Origin of the sequence: Roseateles sp. NT4 (genome assembly GCF_051857475.1) — a bacterium.
In the GTDB taxonomy this organism is placed as follows: Bacteria; Pseudomonadota; Gammaproteobacteria; order Burkholderiales; family Burkholderiaceae_C; genus Pelomonas.
Map to the genome: position 1 here is coordinate 243,617 of NZ_JBPZGZ010000006.1, position 18,113 is coordinate 261,729.

Annotated in this window: 25 protein-coding genes; 4 read left to right on the top strand and 21 right to left on the bottom strand. The window is 65.6% G+C overall.

Annotated features, from left to right (window positions below):
- Positions 1-2: 2 nt before the first annotated feature.
- Positions 3-1,724: a ShlB/FhaC/HecB family hemolysin secretion/activation protein gene (locus ACS5PN_RS28245; protein WP_439467374.1), complete on the bottom strand. Its 1,722-nt coding sequence runs from the start codon at positions 1,722-1,724 to the stop codon at positions 3-5.
- Positions 1,725-1,871: 147 nt separating this feature from the next.
- Between ACS5PN_RS28245 and ACS5PN_RS28250 the strand changes: the two genes are divergently transcribed.
- The 4 genes from ACS5PN_RS28250 (at position 1,872) to pdeM (ending at position 8,044) form a co-directional block, all read left to right on the top strand.
- Positions 1,872-2,891 carry a ligase-associated DNA damage response exonuclease gene (locus tag ACS5PN_RS28250; protein ID WP_439467375.1) on the top strand — a complete coding sequence of 340 codons (1,020 nt, stop codon included), beginning with the start codon at positions 1,872-1,874 and terminating at the stop codon, positions 2,889-2,891.
- Positions 2,888-4,528, top strand: a complete 1,641-nt coding sequence (locus ACS5PN_RS28255; RefSeq protein ID WP_439467376.1) for an ATP-dependent DNA ligase — start codon at positions 2,888-2,890, stop codon at positions 4,526-4,528. Before ACS5PN_RS28250 ends, ACS5PN_RS28255 begins: the two co-directional genes overlap by 4 nt.
- A 343-nt stretch (positions 4,529-4,871) precedes the next feature.
- Positions 4,872-7,388: a ligase-associated DNA damage response DEXH box helicase gene (locus ACS5PN_RS28260; protein ID WP_439467377.1), complete on the top strand. Its 2,517-nt coding sequence runs from the start codon at positions 4,872-4,874 to the stop codon at positions 7,386-7,388.
- Positions 7,385-8,044: a ligase-associated DNA damage response endonuclease PdeM gene (gene pdeM, locus ACS5PN_RS28265; RefSeq protein WP_439467378.1), complete on the top strand. Its 660-nt coding sequence runs from the start codon at positions 7,385-7,387 to the stop codon at positions 8,042-8,044. The genes ACS5PN_RS28260 and pdeM overlap by 4 nt, the downstream gene beginning before the upstream one ends.
- Before the next feature lie 7 nt (positions 8,045-8,051).
- Here the strand turns inward: pdeM and ACS5PN_RS28270 are convergent, their stop codons facing one another.
- The 20 genes from ACS5PN_RS28270 to rplN all read right to left on the bottom strand — a co-directional run bounded on the left by ACS5PN_RS28270 (position 8,052) and on the right by rplN (position 17,967).
- Positions 8,052-8,240, bottom strand: coding sequence for a hypothetical protein (locus ACS5PN_RS28270; RefSeq protein WP_439467379.1), 189 nt, complete (start codon positions 8,238-8,240; stop codon positions 8,052-8,054).
- A gap of 4 nt (positions 8,241-8,244) precedes the next feature.
- Entirely contained in the window at positions 8,245-8,589 is a 345-nt protein-coding gene (locus ACS5PN_RS28275; protein ID WP_439467380.1) for a PRC-barrel domain-containing protein, read from the bottom strand.
- A 169-nt stretch (positions 8,590-8,758) separates the two neighbouring features.
- Positions 8,759-9,148, bottom strand: coding sequence for a 50S ribosomal protein L17 (rplQ, locus tag ACS5PN_RS28280; RefSeq protein ID WP_439467381.1), 390 nt, complete (start codon positions 9,146-9,148; stop codon positions 8,759-8,761).
- 98 nt (positions 9,149-9,246) lie between these two features.
- Positions 9,247-10,236 (bottom strand): DNA-directed RNA polymerase subunit alpha, encoded by a 990-nt coding sequence (locus tag ACS5PN_RS28285; RefSeq protein ID WP_056194188.1) that lies wholly within the window; start codon positions 10,234-10,236, stop codon positions 9,247-9,249.
- Between the two features lie 137 nt (positions 10,237-10,373).
- Positions 10,374-10,997, bottom strand: coding sequence for a 30S ribosomal protein S4 (gene rpsD, locus ACS5PN_RS28290; RefSeq protein WP_439467382.1), 624 nt, complete (start codon positions 10,995-10,997; stop codon positions 10,374-10,376).
- Positions 10,998-11,243: 246 nt separating this feature from the next.
- A complete protein-coding gene (rpsK, locus tag ACS5PN_RS28295) occupies positions 11,244-11,648 on the bottom strand; it encodes a 30S ribosomal protein S11 (protein ID WP_056194196.1) in 405 nt (134 codons plus the stop codon).
- Between the two features lie 26 nt (positions 11,649-11,674).
- Entirely contained in the window at positions 11,675-12,040 is a 366-nt protein-coding gene (gene rpsM / locus ACS5PN_RS28300; RefSeq protein WP_119046648.1) for a 30S ribosomal protein S13, read from the bottom strand.
- Between the two features lie 36 nt (positions 12,041-12,076).
- Positions 12,077-12,190, bottom strand: a complete 114-nt coding sequence (gene rpmJ / locus ACS5PN_RS28305; RefSeq protein ID WP_056194202.1) for a 50S ribosomal protein L36 — start codon at positions 12,188-12,190, stop codon at positions 12,077-12,079.
- A gap of 58 nt (positions 12,191-12,248) precedes the next feature.
- A complete protein-coding gene (infA, locus tag ACS5PN_RS28310) occupies positions 12,249-12,467 on the bottom strand; it encodes a translation initiation factor IF-1 (protein ID WP_009855680.1) in 219 nt (72 codons plus the stop codon).
- A 60-nt stretch (positions 12,468-12,527) separates the two neighbouring features.
- The gene (secY, locus tag ACS5PN_RS28315) at positions 12,528-13,835 is read right to left on the bottom strand and encodes a preprotein translocase subunit SecY (RefSeq protein WP_439467383.1); all 1,308 of its coding nucleotides are present in this window, start codon (positions 13,833-13,835) and stop codon (positions 12,528-12,530) included.
- 27 nt (positions 13,836-13,862) lie between these two features.
- Entirely contained in the window at positions 13,863-14,294 is a 432-nt protein-coding gene (gene rplO, locus ACS5PN_RS28320; RefSeq protein ID WP_439467384.1) for a 50S ribosomal protein L15, read from the bottom strand.
- Positions 14,295-14,318: 24 nt separating this feature from the next.
- Positions 14,319-14,501: a 50S ribosomal protein L30 gene (gene rpmD / locus ACS5PN_RS28325; protein ID WP_056194210.1), complete on the bottom strand. Its 183-nt coding sequence runs from the start codon at positions 14,499-14,501 to the stop codon at positions 14,319-14,321.
- 14 nt (positions 14,502-14,515) lie between these two features.
- On the bottom strand, positions 14,516-15,037 hold the full coding sequence (gene rpsE, locus ACS5PN_RS28330; protein WP_056194212.1) for a 30S ribosomal protein S5: 522 nt from the start codon (positions 15,035-15,037) through the stop codon (positions 14,516-14,518).
- Positions 15,038-15,055: 18 nt separating this feature from the next.
- Positions 15,056-15,415, bottom strand: a complete 360-nt coding sequence (rplR, locus tag ACS5PN_RS28335; protein WP_310273035.1) for a 50S ribosomal protein L18 — start codon at positions 15,413-15,415, stop codon at positions 15,056-15,058.
- 11 nt (positions 15,416-15,426) lie between these two features.
- Positions 15,427-15,960: a 50S ribosomal protein L6 gene (gene rplF / locus ACS5PN_RS28340; RefSeq protein WP_439467385.1), complete on the bottom strand. Its 534-nt coding sequence runs from the start codon at positions 15,958-15,960 to the stop codon at positions 15,427-15,429.
- Positions 15,961-15,977: 17 nt separating this feature from the next.
- Entirely contained in the window at positions 15,978-16,373 is a 396-nt protein-coding gene (rpsH, locus tag ACS5PN_RS28345) for a 30S ribosomal protein S8 (protein WP_439467386.1), read from the bottom strand.
- 23 nt (positions 16,374-16,396) lie between these two features.
- Complete coding sequence (gene rpsN / locus ACS5PN_RS28350; protein ID WP_056877728.1) at positions 16,397-16,702, bottom strand: 30S ribosomal protein S14; 306 nt, start codon at positions 16,700-16,702, stop codon at positions 16,397-16,399.
- A gap of 8 nt (positions 16,703-16,710) precedes the next feature.
- Positions 16,711-17,250 (bottom strand): 50S ribosomal protein L5, encoded by a 540-nt coding sequence (rplE, locus tag ACS5PN_RS28355; RefSeq protein ID WP_439467387.1) that lies wholly within the window; start codon positions 17,248-17,250, stop codon positions 16,711-16,713.
- A 10-nt stretch (positions 17,251-17,260) separates the two neighbouring features.
- On the bottom strand, positions 17,261-17,575 hold the full coding sequence (gene rplX, locus ACS5PN_RS28360; RefSeq protein WP_310273042.1) for a 50S ribosomal protein L24: 315 nt from the start codon (positions 17,573-17,575) through the stop codon (positions 17,261-17,263).
- Positions 17,576-17,598: 23 nt separating this feature from the next.
- On the bottom strand, positions 17,599-17,967 hold the full coding sequence (gene rplN / locus ACS5PN_RS28365; protein ID WP_056194233.1) for a 50S ribosomal protein L14: 369 nt from the start codon (positions 17,965-17,967) through the stop codon (positions 17,599-17,601).
- Between the last annotated feature and the right edge of the window lie 146 nt (positions 17,968-18,113).

Below are 18,113 nucleotides of genomic sequence, written 5' to 3' on the forward strand. Positions count from 1 at the left end.
GTTCAGAAGTTCCAGGAGCCTTGGGCATACAGGCGCGGCTTGCGCGTCTCGGTCTCACCGACGGCGTGGCCGTGGGTGGGCTTGGCCAGGCTCATGCGGAAGGCGTATTCGTTGTTGCGTGCCCAGACCAGGGACAGGCCGGCGCCGCCCAGATAGGCGCGGTTGACATAGCCGGGCTCGCGCAACACCAGGTTGGGGTCGTGGCGGTAGCGGATGGCGGCGCCGTCGAAGAAGGCGGCCAGCACCAGCTCGTTGGCCCAGCGTCCGAACAGGCTGGCCGGCGGCAGCCAGCGCAGCTCCAGGCTGGCCACCAGGCCGCTGTCGCCCGTGCCCTCGCCGGGCGCGAAAGCCCGCACGCCGTTGGGGCCACCGGCACGGAACTGCTCGGTCGAGTCGAGGTTGGACAGAGCCCACTGGCCGCGCATCGTGAAGTAGGCCAGCAGCCGGTTGCTCAGCACGTTCTGCAGCCGCGAGCCGGCGAATGTCAGCTTGCGGAAGCTGGCCGCATCGTCGCTGTTCGGCGGCGGCCCGGCGGCGAAGCTCAGCCGGCCCTGGGCCAGATTGAGTTCGAAGGTGTTGACGCTGCCGGTCAGCAGGCTGTCGCGGAAATCGCCGCTGACGCCGACGCTGGCGTCGTCCACGCGCTTCTTCGTCGACAGGGCGGCGACGTTGTCGACATAGAACTTGGCGTCGACGGCGCCCAGTGCAAACAGGTTGAGGTTGCGCGAACGCACCCAGGGATAGAGAGCGAAGAGGTTCAGCGTCGTGCCCGTGCCATCCAGGCCGAGGGGGAATTCCTTCTTGTCGAGCTGGTAGCGCACCGCCGACAGCGAGGCGCCGGCCTTGAAGCCGTCGGCGCCGATGGGGCTGGTGTAGCCCAGCAGCGCGAACAGCAGGCCGCCACCGGTCGACGCGAGCGCCGAGGCCGACAGGCCATCGCCCCGGCCCAGCGGGCTGGCCATGACGACCTGGGCGCCCAGGCGCTGGGCTCCGATGAACTTGGAGCCGTTCAGGTCGCCGTCGACGCTGCCGCTGTAGCGCGCCTCGGCACGCGGCGTGAATTCGAGAACGGCCGTGCCGGGCGCGGACCCTGCCTTGACCTCGGCGCGCGTGACGATGCCGCGCAGGTCATTGATCAGGAAGACCGTGCGCTCGACGGCGTCCACCGTCAGCACGTCGCCCGGCTTCAGGCGCGCCAGATAGGCCTCGACCACCGCGCGGTCCACCGGCAGGCCCTCGCTCCAGTTCAGCACCACGCGGTCCAGCCGGCCTTCCAGGATGGCGATGCGCACCGTCTGGCCGTCAAAGACCTGCTCGGGGATGTAGGCATAGCCGAGGTAAAGCCCCAAGTCGCGCTGCAGGAAGCGGGTCACCTCGTTGGCAGCGTTGACCAGGTCCTCGAAGCCACGCTCCTTGCCGACGAAGGCGGCCGTCAGCCGCGGCAGGGCCTCACGCAGCGCCGCCGGCGCGTCGGGCGCCAGGCTGTAACCGGTGACGTCGATCTTCAGCTCGTCATCCGGCTTGCCAAGCTCGCGCGCCACCGGCGGGCGTTCCGGCGGCAGTTCGGCATTGCGGGTGGTCTCGGGCGGGCGGGCCAGTTCGGCCGGCGTCGGCACCACGGGCGGCGTACCGGCGGCCCAGACCGAAGCGCAGGCCAGCCATGGCGCAGCCAGCAGGCTGAGGCGCAAGGGCAAGCGACGGCAGTGGCGGGAATCGGGCTGCAAGGTCGGGTCCGGAGCAGTGGCGGCGGGCATGACCTGGCGGTCGTACCGAGGATGAGTCACGGCGATGGCGATTGAGTTCCATCCGCCCCACGAATGAGCGGATCCCGTCCGACAGCGGGCCGGCGGCGACCTGGGCACACTGGGGCCATGGCAGACCTGATCACCCGCCGCGCCGAGGGCCTGTACTGCGAGGCGGGGGGCTTCTACATCGACCCCTGGCGGCCGGTGGAGCGCGCCGTCATCACCCATGCCCATGCCGACCATTGCCGGGAAGGGCACGGTGCCTACCTGGCCCACCGCGACGCCGAGGGGCTGATGCGCTCCCGGGTCGGCCCCGAGATGAATTTCCAGGGCCTGGCCTATGGCGAATCGTTACAACTGGGCGAGGTGAGCCTCAGCCTGCACCCCGCCGGCCATGTGCTGGGCTCGGCCCAGGTGCGGGTGGAGCACCGTGGCGAGGTCTGGGTGGTGTCGGGCGACTATTTCGTCAGCGGCGCCGGCGACGCCAACACCACCTGCGCGCCCTTCGAGCCGGTGCGCTGCGATGTCTTCATCACCGAGGCCACCTTTGCCCTGCCCATCTACCGCTGGGCACCCCAGACCGAGGTGCTGGCCGAAATGCGCGCCTGGTGGGCCGACTGTGCCGCCCAGGGCAAGCACGCCCTCCTGATGGGCTACAGCCTGGGCAAGGCACAACGCCTGGTGGCTGGGCTGGCGACGGCTGATGCGCCGGGGCCGGTGCTGGTGCACGCAGCCGTGGCCCGGCTGAACGAGGCCTACCGCGGCGCCGGCATCGCCCTGTCCGAGGTGGAAACAGTGACGCCGGAGACGAACTTCAAGGCTCTGCGCGGTGCCCTGGTCATCGCGCCGCCGGCCGTTCAGGACAGCCGCTGGGCCAAGGCCCTGGGCCCGCACAGCGATGCCTTCGCCAGCGGCTGGATGCGGCTGCGCGGCGCGCGACGCCGGCGCAGCGTGGACCGCGGCTTTGTCTTCAGCGATCACGCGGACTGGCCGGGGCTGCTGTCGGCGATCTCCGCGACAGGCGCCCAGCGTGTCATCGTCACGCATGGCGACGAGGGGGCCCTGGTGCGCTATCTGACCGAACAGGGCCTGCAGGCCGAGACCTTCGTGACCGAGTATGGCGATGAGCCGGGGGGCGATACGTGAAGCGCTTCGTCGCCCTCTACCTGGCCCTGGACGCCAGCACCTCGACGCTGGCCAAGGTGGCGGCGCTGAAGCGCTACCTGGCCGAGGCGCCGGCACGCGACGCGGCCTGGGCCGTCTATCTGCTGGCCGGCGGCACACCGCGCCGGGCTGTGCCGACCGGCGAGCTGCGCGCCCTGGCCTGCGAGGCGGCTGGCCTGCCCGAGTGGCTGTTCGAGGCCGGCTATGCCGCCACCGGCGACCTGGCCGAGGCCATCGCCTATGTGCTGCCCGACCCCGAGGACAAGCTGGACGAGCCGCTCAGCGAGTGGATGGAGGGTCGCATCCTGCCGCTGCGCCAGTTGGACATGGCCGGCCGCCGCGAGGGCGTGCTGGCGGCCTGGCGCGGGCTCTCGGCCGACGAGCGATTCATGTTCGTCAAGCTGGTGGGCGGCGGCTTTCGGGTCGGCGTCAGCAAGCTGCTGGTGCAGCGGGCCCTGGCCGAATGGTCGGGCGCCGACGCGGCCGGCATCGCCCAGCGCATGATGGGCTACACCCAGATCGACACGCCGCCCACGGCCGAGCGTTTCCAGGCACTGCTGGAAGAGGACACCAGCGGCTCGCGCGGCGGCCAGCCCTACCCCTTCTTTCTGGCGCATGCGCTGCAAGCCGAGCCGGCGTCCCTGGGCGAGCGCGGCGACTGGCTGGCGGAATGGAAATACGACGGCATCCGCGCCCAGGTGGTCAAGCGCGACGGCCAGGTCTGGATCTGGTCGCGCGGCGAGGAGCTGGTGACGGAACGCTTCCCGGAAGTCGTGCTGGAAGCCAGCACCTGGCCCGATGGCACCGTCGTCGACGGCGAGCTGCTGGCTTGGAAGCATGGCGAGGCCGAGCCCGCGCCGTTCGCGCTGCTGCAAAAACGCATAGCCCGCACCAAGCTCAGCAAGGCCATCCTGGCGGAGGCGCCGGTGCGGCTGCTGGCCTATGACCTGCTGGAGAGCGAAGGCGCGGACCGACGGCAGGAGCCGATGCATATACGGCGCGCGCGGCTGGAGCAACTGGGCATTGCGACGTCGCCGCTGGTCGAAGCGTCAGACTGGGCTGGCCTGGCCGCTGCGCGCGAAGGCTCGCGCGAGCGGCGTGTCGAAGGGCTGATGCTCAAGCACCGCGATTCGGCCTATGGCATCGGCCGCACCGTCGGTGCGTGGTGGAAATGGAAGGTAGCGCCGCTCAGCGTCGACGCCGTGCTGATCTACGCCCAGGCGGGCCATGGGCGTCGAGCCAATCTGTATACCGACTACAGCTTCGCCGTCTGGAACCGCGCGCCGCGCGATGCGGCGGAGGCGGAAGCTGCTCTCGACGCAACCGGTGGTGAACTGACGCTGGTGCCGTTTGCGAAAGCCTATTCGGGGCTGACGGACGAGGAGATCAAGCGGGTGGACCGCGAGATCCGCAAGACGACGGTGGAGAAGTTCGGGCCGGTGCGGCGCGTGCGACCGACGATGGTGTTTGAACTGGGCTTCGAGGGCATCCAGGCCAGCACGCGGCACAAGAGCGGCATCGCGGTGAGGTTTCCGCGCATGCTGCGGATACGCGATGACAAGCCGTTGTGGGAGGCGGATACGTTGGACACGCTGCGCGCCTTGATGGAGGTCGCTTGAGCGGCTTTCTGGAACGGCGCTGCAGCCGACTGCCAAGCCCGACAGCCGGCTGGTGCTGGCTGTTCAATCACTCCCCCTTTGAGCCCGCCGAGGAGCGCACGATCTTGAGGCCGCGAGCGAAGCTCGCTTCAAGAACTGACTCCGCGCAACTGTTTGACCAGAGCGTAGCGGCGGGAGTTTTGCGCGGGGCCTCAAGATTGGCGCACCGCAGGGCACCCCGCTGCGAAGCTGAGGGGCGGGCGGTTCGGGGGCGACTCTTTGCCTACTTTCTGGTCGCTCAGAAAGTAGGTCGCCCGCCGGGGCGAACTCCCGGCGCGATGCAACGGGTCACGCAGGTGCGGGCATGAGCAACCCGACCACCGACTGGCTCACCACCAAAGGCTGGAAGGCCTTCCCTTTCCAGAAAACCGTCTGGAAGGAGATGAAGCAGGGCCACTCCGGCCTGCTCCACGCCACCACCGGCTCCGGCAAGACCCTGGCCGTCTGGCTCGGCGCGCTGCAGGCTTTCGCCGGCGAGCGCGAGACGCCGCTGACCGTACTGTGGGTGACGCCGATGCGGGCCCTCAGTCACGACACCCTGCTCGCCCTGCAGGACGCGGCCTCCACACTGGCTCCAAACTGGACGCTGGCCGCGCGCACCGGCGACACGTCGACCAGCGAGCGCGCCTCGCAGCAGCGCCGCTGGCCCACCGCTCTGGTGACGACGCCCGAGTCGCTGAGCCTGATGCTGTCGCGCGCCGATGCGCCGGAGGTGCTGAAGCGCGTGCGCCTCGTCGTTGTCGACGAATGGCATGAGCTGCTCGGCAGCAAGCGCGGCGTGCAACTGCAACTCGCGCTCGCCAGGCTCAGGCGCTGGAACCCGGCGCTGATGACCTGGGGGCTGTCGGCGACGCTGGCCAATCTCGACGAGGCGCGCGATGTGCTGGCGCCGGATGCAGTGCTGGTGCGCGGCGCCCAGGACAAGAAGATAGTCATCGACACGCTGCTGCCCAAGCGCATCGAGCGCTTCGCCTGGGGTGGTCACATGGGCCTGACCATGCTGCCGGGCGTGGTCGAGCTGATCGAAGCGGCGGCCAGCAGCCTGGTGTTCACCAACACGCGCTCGCAGAGCGAACGCTGGTTCCAGGCGCTGCTGGATGCGCGGCCGGACTGGGCCGGCGCCATCGCCCTGCACCACGGCTCCATCGACGCCGAGCTGCGCCGCTGGGTGGAGGCGGCGATGAAGGCGGGCCAGCTCAAGGCCGTGGTCTGCACGGCGAGCCTGGACCTCGGTGTGGACTTCCTGCCGGTCGACCAGGTGCTGCAGATCGGCTCGGCCAAGGGCGTGGCCCGGCTGCTGCAACGCGCCGGCCGCAGCGGCCACGCGCCGGGGCGGCGCTCCAAGGTCACCCTGGTGCCGACGCACAGCCTGGAAATCGTCGAGGCCTCGGCCCTGCGCGCGGCCGTGCAGGCCGGCCGCATCGAGCCGCGGCACGCACCGGCCGCGCCCTTGGACGTGCTGGTGCAGCACCTGGTGACCATCGCGCTGGGCGGTGGTTTCCGCCCTGAAGACTTGTTGCCGGAGATCCGCTCCGCGCCGTCTTACCGTGGCCTCAGCGACGAAGCTTGGCAATGGGCCCTGGCCTTTGTGCGCCATGGCGGCGAGAGCCTGCGTGCCTATCCCGACTTCCAACGCGTCGTGCCCGACGAGGAAGGCATCTGGCGTGTGCCGGACGCGCGGCTGGCGCGGCGGCATCGCAGCAATATCGGCACCATCGTGTCGGACGCGATGATGAGCGTGCAGTTCCTCGGCGGCGGGCGCATCGCAAGCGTGGAGGAGAACTTCATCGCGCGGCTCAAGCCGGGCGACGCCTTCCTGCTCGGCGGCCGGGCGCTGGAGCTGGTGCGCGTCGAGGGGCTGACAGCCTATGTGCGCGTCGGCAAGCCCGGTCGCGCCTTGCTGCCGCGCTGGAATGGTGGGCAGTTCCCCATCTCCGACACGCTGGCCGACGCGATGCTGGAGCGCTTCGACGAAGCGGCCCAGGGCCGTTATGTGGACAAGGAGATGCGCTTTGTCGCGCCGCTGCTGAAGCTGCAGGCCGAGTGGTCAGCCCTGCCCGGCCCGCAGCGACTGCTGGCCGAGGTGCAGACCTCGGCGGACGGGCACCATCTCTTCCTCTACCCTTTTGCCGGCCGGACGGTTCACCTGGGCCTGGCCTGGCTGCTGGCCTGGCGGGTCGGGCGCGATACGCCGGCCACCTTCACCGTAGCCATCAACGAATACGGCATGGAGCTGCTCAGCGCCACCGATGTCGATTGGGCTTCTCGCCTGCCCGGCCTGCTCGCGGCCGTGGACCGCGACACGCTGCGCCAGGAGGTGCTGGCCAGCATCAATGCCAGCGAGCTGGCGCGGCGGCGCTTCCGGCAGATTGCGCGCATCTCGGGGCTGATCTTCCAGAGCCATCCCGGCGAGGTGCGCAGCCAGCGCCAGCTGCAGGCCTCCAGCTCGCTCTACTTCGACGTGTTCCGTCAGCACGATCCCGGCAACAGGCTGCTGCGCCAAGCCGAGGAGGAGTTGCTGTCGGCCGAGTTGGACGAGGATGCTCTCGCACGCACGCTGGACCGGCTGGCCGCGCTGCCGCTGGATCTGCAGCGGCCCGCGCGGACCTCGCCTTTGGCCTTTCCGTTGCTGGTGGAGATGCTGCGCGAGCGTGTGACGACCGAGTCGCTGACCCAGCGCCTCACGCGCATGCTGGCTGAGCTGGAGGCCGCCGCGGGTGGTGGGGAAGCGCCGCAGGACGTCAGCGAGAAGCTGGCCTTCGGGCGGGAAAGCGACAAGGCGCCGAAGCAACGCAGCGGCGCGCGGCGGAGGCGGCGATGAACCTCGGCATCGAGGCGGCCGGCGAAACGTTGTGGCTGCTGCCGGATGGCGCGGTCTGGTGGCCCGCGGCTCGCACGCTGTTCGCCGCAGATCTGCATCTGGGCAAGGGCGCCGCTTTTCGCGTCCAGGGTCAAGCGGTGCCGGCGGGCAGCAGCGCACGGACGCTGGCGCGGCTGGAAGCACTGGCCACGTCACACGGCGCAGAACGACTGGTGGTGCTCGGCGACTTCTGGCACAGCGCTGAGGGGCTGACGCCTGCGCTGCTGGAGTCGGTGAGCGACTTCGCGCAAAGGCTGCCGACGGTGCTGGTGCTGGGCAATCACGACCGGCGCATCCACCCGCCGGGTTTGCCTTTGCAGGCTGTCAGCACGGCCTTGCCGTTAGGCCCCTTGACGGCCGCCCACGAGCCGCCGCCGCCCGGCATGCCCGGCTTCACGTTGGCGGGCCATTGGCATCCCGCCGTCGTCATCGCCAGCCGCGCCGGCGATCGCCTGCGCCGCCCCTGCTTCGTGCACTACCCCCATGCCCTGGTGCTGCCGGCGTTTGGCGGCCTCACCGGTGCGCTGACACTGCGACGCGCGGACCTGGCCCGGCATGGGGCGCAGGTCGCGGTGCTCGGTGACGGCGCCCTGCATTGGCTGCCGCTGCGCCGCTGACGACTCGTCAGACCTTGTGCTGCGGCGGGCCCTGGGGCGCTTCGCGCGCGGTGCCATCGGCTTCGCGGGCCGGTGGCTTGGCCTGCTTGGTCAGCGTCTGGCCCTGTGTGGCCTTGGTGGTGGCGAATTCGCTGGCGGCGTGCTGCACCGGGCCGGACTGAGCGTTGTGACTGCGGCCGAGATGGGGCTTGCTCATGGCGTCACTGCCAGTTGAAACCGTAGTGGCTGTACACCCCGCGGCCATAGTCGTCGGTGTATTCGGGCGCCTGGCCATGCGCATAGCGGGGCGCCTCGGTCAGGAGGTCGCGGTCCAGGTTGACGACATAGCCATCCTTGCTGGTGTCGTACTTCAGCATGTCCCAGGGCAAGGGATAGCGATCGGTGCCGACGCCCAGGAAGCCGCCGAACTCCAGCGCGGCATAGCGCACATGGCCGGTGCGCTTGTCGATGACGAGGTCGTCGATGGTGCCGAGCTTGTCGCCGGCGAGGTCGTAGACGGCAGTGCCTTCGACCTTGGACGAGGAGATGGTGGGATGCAGGCTCATGGCGGGGCTCCTGGGAAGTGGAAGCTGGAGTTCCACTGTGCGCCCACCAGAGCGGTGGCGTCGTCAGGCCAGGTTTGTCCATCACGTAGGAAGGGGCTGACGCGCCACCCGCCGCAGCATGAAAAAAGCCCGCACGAGGCGGGCTTTTGCAGATCAGCCGGGGCTGAGCTTATTCGGCAGCTTCGCCAGCGGTCTCGCCTTCCGGACGATCCACCAGTTCGACAAAAGCCATGGGCGCGTTGTCGCCGACGCGGAAGCCCATCTTCAGGATGCGGGTGTAGCCGCCCGGACGAGCCGCGAAGCGCGGGCCCAGCACGTTGAAGAGCTTGGTGACGATGTCGCGGTCGCGCAGGCGGTCGAAAGCCAGGCGGCGGTTGGCCAGCGTGGGTTCCTTGGCGAGCGTGATCAGGGGCTCAACGACGCGGCGCAGTTCCTTGGCCTTGGGGACCGTGGTCTTGATGGCTTCGTGCTCGAGCAGAGACACGCACATATTGCGCAGCATGGCAGCGCGGTGGGCGCTGGTGCGGTTGAGTTTACGGAGGCCGTTACGGTGACGCATGGTGCTTTTCCTTTCACTTCATTAATGCCGCCAGCCGGATCAGGTACTGGCGGGTGCACCGGGTGGCGTTGGTCAACGCGCCACCCATCTTTCAGAAATTAACGCTTGTCCAGACCTTGCGGGGGCCAGTTTTCCAGGCGGGCGCCCAGAGTCAGACCGCGCGAAGCCAGCACTTCCTTGATTTCGTTGAGCGACTTGCGACCCAGGTTGGGGGTCTTCAGCAGCTCGGTCTCGGTACGCTGGATCAGGTCGCCGATGTAGTAGATGTTTTCGGCCTTCAGGCAGTTGGCCGAACGCACGGTCAGTTCGAGCTCGTCGACCGGGCGCAGCAGGATCGGATCGAAGCTGCTGGAGCGCTGGGCCGGCTGGTCGAAGGCGTCGACCAGGTCGGTGCCTTGCAGCTGGGCGAAGACGGCCAGTTGCTCGACCAGGATCTTGGCCGAAGCACGGATCGCTTCCTCGGGCGAGATGGCGCCGTTGGTTTCGATTTCCATGACCAGCTTGTCCAGGTCGGTACGCTGCTCGACGCGAGCGTTTTCGACGGCGTAGCTGACGCGCTTGACGGGCGAGAACGAAGCGTCGAGGACGATGCGGCCGATGCTCTTGGTCGGCTCGTCGCCGAAGCGGCGCATCGTGCCGGGCACATAGCCGCGGCCCTTCTCGACCTTGATCTGCATGTCCAGCTTGCCGCCTTGCGACAGGTGGGCGATGACGTGCTCGGGATTGATGATCTCGACGTCGTGCGGGGTCTGGATGTCGGCCGCGGTGACGGGGCCTTCGCCTTCCTTGCGCAGGACCAGGGTCACTTCTTCACGGTTGTGCAGGCGGAAGACGACGCCCTTGAGGTTCAGCATGATGTGAACCACGTCCTCTTGCACGCCGTCGATGGCCGAGTACTCGTGCAGCACGCCGGCAATCGTCACTTCCGTCGGCGCATAACCCACCATCGACGAGAGCAGCACACGGCGCAGGGCATTGCCCAGGGTGTGACCGTAGCCGCGTTCGAACGGCTCCAGCGTGACCTTGGCGCGATGACCGCCCAGGGGCTCCACGTTGATGGACTTGGGTTTGAGCAAGTTGGTTTGCATGAGGTCTTTCTTTCAATACCCTCGGTTCGTTACACCGATAAGGCTGAGGACCAGCCGGGCAGAGCCTACGAAGGGCAAATGCCCGGACGAGGAAACGCCGACCGCGCCCTTGCAGGCGTGGTCGGCGGGGGAAAACATTAACGCGAGTACAACTCGACGATCAGCGATTCGTTGATCTCGGCGCCGAACTCATCGCGGTCGGGAGCCTTCTTGAACACGCCTTCGAGCTTGGTGCCGTCGACGGCCACCCAGGCCGGCAGGCCGATAGAGTCAGCCAGCTTGAACGACTCGGTCACGCGCAGCTGCTTCTTGGCCTTTTCACGGACGCCGACGGTGTCACCGGCCTTGACCATGTAGGAAGCGATGTTGACGACCTCGCCGTTCACCGTGACACCCTTGTGCGAAACCAGCTGACGGGCTTCTGCGCGGGTGGAGCCGAAGCCCATGCGGTAGACGACGTTGTCCAGGCGCGATTCCAGCAGTTGCAGCAGGTTCACGCCGGTCGAGCCCTTGCGGCGCTCGGCTTCGGCGAAGTAGCGGCGGAACTGACGCTCCAGCACGCCGTACATGCGCTTGACCTTCTGCTTTTCGCGCAGTTGCAGGCCGAAGTCAGACGTGCGCTGACCGGAGGTGCGGCCGTGCTGGCCGGGCTTGCTGTCAAACTTGACCTTGTCGCTGATGGCGCGGCGGGCGCTCTTCAGGTAGAGGTCGGTGCCTTCGCGGCGGGAAAGTTTGCCCTTGGGGCCAAGATAACGTGCCACTTTGAGTGTCCTTGTTCAATCTGACGCCAGGCCTCGTGGAGAGGTTTTCTGACGCGAGTCCAGCCGGTGTTTTTATGGGCTTGGACGGTGGGCTTATGAGCACAGCCTCGAAATGAAGCCGACTCAAGACTGAAGCCGGCGCGGCACAAAGTGCCCGCCGGCTCCGGGAAAACGCGCGATTATCGCACCGTCATCCGAATCTGCAATATCCCTGTCACCTGAGGGTGAACGGTCAGATCCTGGAGCTTAGATACGACGACGCTTCTGCGGACGGCAGCCGTTGTGCGGCACGGGCGTCACGTCAGAGATCGAGTTGATGCGGATGCCCAGCGCTGCCAGGGCACGCACCGACGACTCGCGACCCGGGCCGGGGCCCTTGATCTTGACGTCGAGATTCTTGATGCCTTGCTCTTGAGCGGCACGGCCGGCCACTTCAGCCGCCACCTGGGCTGCGAAAGGCGTCGACTTGCGCGAGCCCTTGAAGCCTTGGCCACCCGACGAAGCCCAGGACAGGGCGCCGCCTTGGCGGTCGGTGATGGTGATGATGGTGTTGTTGAACGAAGCGTGGACGTGCGCGATGCCGTCAGCAACGTTCTTGCGGACCTTCTTGCGAACGCGTTGAGCCGCCGAATTGTTGGGTGCCTTTGCCATATTGACCTTCTTTCAGTTCGGGCAGCTTACTTCTTGCCGGTCGCAGCCGACTTGCGCGGACCCTTGCGGGTGCGGGCATTCGTACGGGTGCGTTGACCGCGCATCGGCAGGCCACGGCGGTGACGGAAGCCGCGGTAGCAGCCGAGGTCCATCAGACGCTTGATGTTGATGGACTGCTCACGGCGCAGGTCACCTTCGATGGTCAGCTTGTTGACTTCATCGCGGATCTTTTCGAGATCGCTGTCAGTCAGGTCCTTGACCTTCTTGTCGAACGGAATGCCGCTGTTCGTGCAGATCTTCTGGGCGGTCGTACGGCCAATGCCGTAGATCGAGGTCAGACCGATCTCAGTGTGCTTTTGCGGCGGAATGTTGATACCAGCAATACGTGCCATGGTTGTCCTCTAGTCCTGTCGTGCGTGCCTGAGGGCTTAGCCCTGGCGCTGCTTGTGGCGCGGGTCGGTGCAGATCACACGCACCACGCCCTTGCGGCGGATGATCTTGCAATTGCGGCACATCTGCTTAACGGATGCCGAAACTTTCATGGTCTGCTCCTTGGCCTAACTTCTTTTGCGCTCACACGCGTCCGGGGGTTCAAACAGCTCACTTCGCCCGGAACACGATGCGAGCACGACTCAAATCGTAGGGTGTCAGTTCAACGGTCACCTTGTCGCCAGGCAGGATGCGGATGTAGTGCATCCTCATCTTGCCGGAGATGTGACCGAGCACGACATGCCCGTTCTCCAACTTCACACGAAACGTAGCGTTGGGGAGGTTCTCCAGAATCTCGCCCTGCATTTGAATGACGTCGTCTTTCGCCATGCCGTACGTTCAGATGTGGGTTATTGAAATCAATCTTGGTTAACGATCAGCTCTACGTCCTCAGGACTTGAAGCTGGCCTTTTTCAGCAGTGATTCGTACTGCTGACTCATGATGTAACTCTGAACCTGAGCCCAGAAGTCCATCGTCACGACGACGATGATCAACAGGGAGGTGCCACCGAAGTAGAACGGAACGTTGTACTTCAGCGTCAGGAACTCGGGCAGCAGGCAGACCAGCGTGATGTAGATCGCACCAGCCAGCGTGAGCCGCGAAAGAATCTTGTCGATGTGCTTGGCGGTCTGCTCACCCGGACGAATGCCCGGGATGAAGGCGCCACTCTTCTTCAGGTTGTCTGCGGTCTCACGGCTGTTGAACACCAGGGCCGTGTAGAAGAAGCAGAAGAATACGATGGCAGCCGAGTACAGCAGCACGTAGATCGGTTGGCCCGGGCTGATCATGCCGGCCAGGTCCTTCAGCCAGCGCAGACCATCACCCGTCGCGAACCAGCTCACCACCGTGGTCGGCAGCAGGATGATCGACGACGCGAAGATCGGCGGGATCACGCCCGACATGTTCAGCTTCAGCGGCAGGTGCGAGGACTGGCCGCCGTAGACCTTGTTGCCGACCTGGCGCTTCGCATAGTTCACGAGGATCTTGCGTTGGCCACGTTCGACGAAGACCACGGCGTAGGTCACCAGCACCACCAGCGAGATCACGATCAGCGCAGAGCCGTAACCCATCGCACCGGTACGCACCAGTTCGAACAGGCCACCGATCGCACCCGGCAGACCCGCGGCGATACCGCCGAAGATCAGGATCGAGATGCCATTGCCCAGACCGCGCTCGGTGATCTGCTCACCCAGCCACATCAGGAACATCGTGCCGGCCACCAGGCTGGACACCGCCGTCAGACGGAAGCCAAAACCAGGGTTCAGCACCAGACCTGCAGAGCCTTCCAGCGCCAGCGCGATCGACAGGCTCTGGAACAGAGCCAGGCCCAGCGTCGCATAACGCGTGTACTGGGTGATCTTGCGACGCCCGGCTTCGCCTTCCTTCTTCAGCTGCTCCAGCGTCGGCACGACGTAGGTCATCAGCTGCAGAACGATGGACGCCGAGATGTAAGGCGTGATGCCCAACGCGAACACGGTGAAGCGCGACAGCGCACCGCCCGAGAACATGTTGAACAGGCTCAGGATGCCACCGGCCTGACCCTTGAAGAATTGGGCCAGCTGGTTCGGGTCGATACCGGGCACGGGGATATGCGCCCCGATGCGGTAGACGACCAGAGCCAGCAGCAGGAACACAAGCCGGCGACGCAGGTCGCCGAACTTGCCGCTCTTGGCCAGCTGATTCGCGTTGGTAGCCACGCTGAGTCAGTTCCTTGTGGACTGGATTTAAGCGACCGAGCCGCCGGCTGCCTCGATGGCCGCCTTGGCGCCCTTCGTGGCATTCACGCCCTTCAGCGTGACCTTGCGCTCGATGGCGCCGGAAAGGATCAGCTTGACCGACTTGGCCAGCTGGGGCACCAGACCGACAGCCTTCAGCGTCGACACGTCGATCTCGTCGCCAGCCAGACCTTGCAGGTCCGACAGCGTGATCTCGGCGTTGTACTTCAGCGTCAGCGACTTGAAGCCACGCTTGGGCAGGCGACGCTGCAGGGGCATCTGGCCGCCTTCGAAGCCGACCTTGTGGTAGCCACCAGCGCGGGACTTCTGACCCTTGTGGCCGCGACCTGCGGTCTTGCCCAGGCCCGAGCCGATGCCACGGCCGACACGGCGCTTGGCATGCTTGGAGCCCTCTGCGGGCTTGATCGTGTTGAGTTCCATCGTCTTGTCCTTTGTGTGCCGTGCTTAGAGCACTTGCACCAGATAGGCGATCTTGTTGATCATGCCGCGCACTGCGGGCGTGTCTTCCAGGGTGCTTTGGCTGTTCAGCCGACGCAGACCCAGGCCGACCACGGTGGCACGGTGCGAGGCGCGGCAGCCGATGGGGCTACGCACCAGCTTGACCGTCACGGTTTTCTTGTCAGACATGTTGTGCTCCGCGATCAGTTGAAGATTTCTTCAACCGTCTTGCCGCGCTTGGCAGCGACAGAGGCCGGCGTGGTCGAACGCTTCAGAGCGTCCAGCGTGGCGCGGACCATGTTGTAAGGGTTGGTCGAACCATGGCTCTTGGTCACGATGTCGGTCACACCCATCACTTCGAAGACAGCGCGCATCGGGCCGCCGGCGATGACGCCGGTACCGGCAGGCGCCGGAGCCATGATGACGTGAGCTGCACCGTGTTCGCCGACCACGTTGTGGTGGATGGTGCCGTTCTTCAGGCTGACCTTGACCATGTTGCGGCGAGCCGACTCCATGGCCTTCTGCACAGCGACCGGCACTTCCTTGGCCTTGCCCTTGCCCATGCCGATGCGGCCATCGCCGTCACCAACCACAGTCAGAGCGGCGAAGGACAGCGTACGGCCACCCTTCACAACCTTGGTCACGCGGTTGACCGCGATCATCTTTTCCTTCAGGCCGTCGTCGTTGCCTTCAGCCTGAGCGCCGCGGGGTTGAAACTTTGCCATTTCTTATTCCTTGATGCGTCAGAACTGCAGGCCGGCTTCGCGGGCTGCTTCGGCCAGGGCCTTGACACGACCGTGATAGGCGAAACCCGAGCGGTCGAAAGCGACCTTCTCGACGCCAGCAGCCTTGGCCTTCTCGGCGATCAGCTTGCCGACCAGCGTGGCGGCAGCGACGTTGCCGCCGTTGCTGTTCAGCTGTTCGCGGACCGACTTCTCGGCCGTGGAGGCTGCAGCCAACACCTTGCCGCCATCTTCCGAGACGACTTGGGCGTAGATGTGCAGATTGGAGCGGAACACCGTCAGACGGGCCACGCGCTGGATCGCAATGCGAGCGCGGGTCTGGCGCGAACGACGCAGGCGTTGTTCTTTCTTGGTCATCATGGCGCTGCTCCTTACTTCTTCTTGGTCTCTTTGATGGTGACCTTCTCATCCGAATAACGGATGCCCTTGCCCTTGTAGGGCTCGGGGGGACGGAAGGCACGCACCTCAGCGGCGATCTGGCCGACGACCTGGCGGTCAGCACCCTTGATGACGATTTCCGTCTGGGTGGGGCACTCGACCTTGATGCCGGCCGGCATGTCCTTCACCACGGGGTGAGAGAAACCGATCTGCAGGTTCAGCTTGGTACCTTGGGCCTGGGCGCGGAAACCCACGCCGACCAGGTTCAGCTTCTTCTCGAAGCCCTTGCTGACGCCGTTGACCATATTGGCCACCAGGGCGCGCATCGTGCCGCTCATCGCATCGGCTTCAGCCGAGTCGTTGGCGGGCACGAAGCTCAGCTTGCCGGCTTCGTTCTTGACGGTGACGAGCTTGTTCGACGGACGCACCAGCGTGCCGAGCGAGCCCTTGACGCTGATCGACTCAGCACCGACGGTCACATCCACGCCTTGCGGGAGGTTGACCGGCATTTTTCCAACGCGGGACATTGTTCCTACTCCTTCGCTTAGGCGACGTAGCAGAGGACCTCGCCACCGATACCGGCAGCGCGGGCCTTGCGGTCCGTCATGACGCCTTGCGGGGTCGTCACAATCGCCACACCCAGGCCGTTCATGACCTGAGGAATGTCGTGGCGGCCCTTGTAGATGCGCAGGCCGGGGCGGCTGACACGCTCGATGCGCTCGATGACCGGACGGCCAGCGTAGTACTTCAGCGAGATTTCCAGCTCCGGGCGGGCAGCTTCGCCGCGCACGGCGAAGTCCTCGATATAGCCTTCGTCCTTCAGGACCTTGGCAATCGCCACCTTCAGCTTGGACGACGGCATCACAACGTTCGTCTTCTCGACGATCTGCGCGTTGCGGATGCGGGTCAGCATATCGGCGATGGGATCACTCATGCTCATTTGCGATTACTCCTATCAGCCGATTACCAGCTGGCCTTGACGACACCGGGGATGTCGCCCTTGAAGGCCAGTTCACGGATCTTGTTACGGGCCAGGCCGAACTTGCGGAAGGTGCCACGCGGACGACCCGTCAGCTCGCAGCGGTTGCGCAGGCGAGTGGGGTAGGCATTGCGGGGCAGCTTTTGCAGCTCGAGGCGGGCGGCGTAGCGCTCTTCCTCGGACTTCTTGAAGTCATCGATGATGGCCTTCAGTTCCGCGTACTTCTTGGCGAACTTGGCGACCAGCGCCTCGCGCTTCAGCTCACGTTGTTTGATCGAGAGTTTTGCCACGGGTCACCTCAGTTCTTGAACGGAAACTTGAACGCAGCCAGCAGAGCCTTGGCTTCGTCGTCCGTCTTGGCAGTCGTCGTGATGCTGATGTTCAGACCACGCAGAGCATCCACCTTGTCGTACTCGATTTCGGGGAAGATGATCTGTTCTTTGACGCCGATGTTGTAGTTGCCACGGCCGTCGAACGAGCGACCGGAGATACCACGGAAGTCGCGAACGCGCGGCAGGGCGATCGTCACGAAGCGGTCCAGGAATTCATACATCTGGACGCCACGCAGGGTCACCATCGCACCGATGGGCACGCTGTCGCGGATCTTGAAGCCGGCGATAGCCTTCTTCGACTTGGTGACGACGGGCTTCTGGCCGGCGATCTTGGTCAGGTCACCCACAGCGTGGTCCATGACCTTCTTGTCGGCGACGGCCTCGCTCACGCCCATGTTGAGCGTGATCTTGGTGATGCGGGGCACCTCCATGACCGACTTGTAGCCGAACTTTTCGACCAGGCCGGGCACGATTTTTTCGCGGTAATGCGTTTGAAGACGAGCCATGAGGGACCTCTTAAGCCTTGATCTCTTCGCCGGTCGACTTGAACACGCGCACCCGCTTGCCGTCGACGAGCTTGACGCCCACGCGATCGGCCTTGCCGGAGGCGGCGTTGAAGATCGCCACGTTGGATTGATGGATAGGCATGGTCTTGTCGACGACGCCACCGGTGGTGCCCTTCATGGGGTTGGGCTTGACGTGCTTCTTGACGACATTGATGCCGTCAACGACCACATGGTCTTCGTCAGTGCGGGCGGACACGGTGCCGCGCTTACCCTTGTCGCGGCCGGTCAGCACAATGACCTGGTCGCCGGTACGAATCTTGTTCATGGCTTACCTCAGACAGTGGGGGCTCAAAGCACCTCGGGCGCCAGCGACACGATCTTCATGAAGCGCTCGGTACGCAGTTCACGCGTGACCGGGCCGAAGATGCGGGTGCCGATCGGCTCCAGCTTGGCGTTGAGCAGCACGGCGGCATTGCCGTCGAACTTGACGAGCGAGCCGTCTTGGCGGCGCACGCCCTTGGCGGTACGAACCACCACGGCGCTGTAGACCTCGCCCTTCTTCACGCGACCACGCGGGGCAGCTTCTTTGATGCTGACCTTGATGATGTCGCCAATGTGCGCATAGCGGCGCTTGGAGCCGCCCAGCACCTTGATGCACTGAACGGACTTGGCGCCAGTGTTGTCCGCGACATCAAGCCGCGATTGCATTTGGATCATGTCTGTCCCCAACTTGCCCCGAGTTGCAGCTGAGCTGCGCGTCGGTCAGTCTTGGGCCCGTAAGTCAAACAGCTCGGGGCATTGCGCCACTTGCTGCCCAACGGTTGAGGGCGGATCCGAAGCCAGCATGGGCGCTTGCGTAGCAA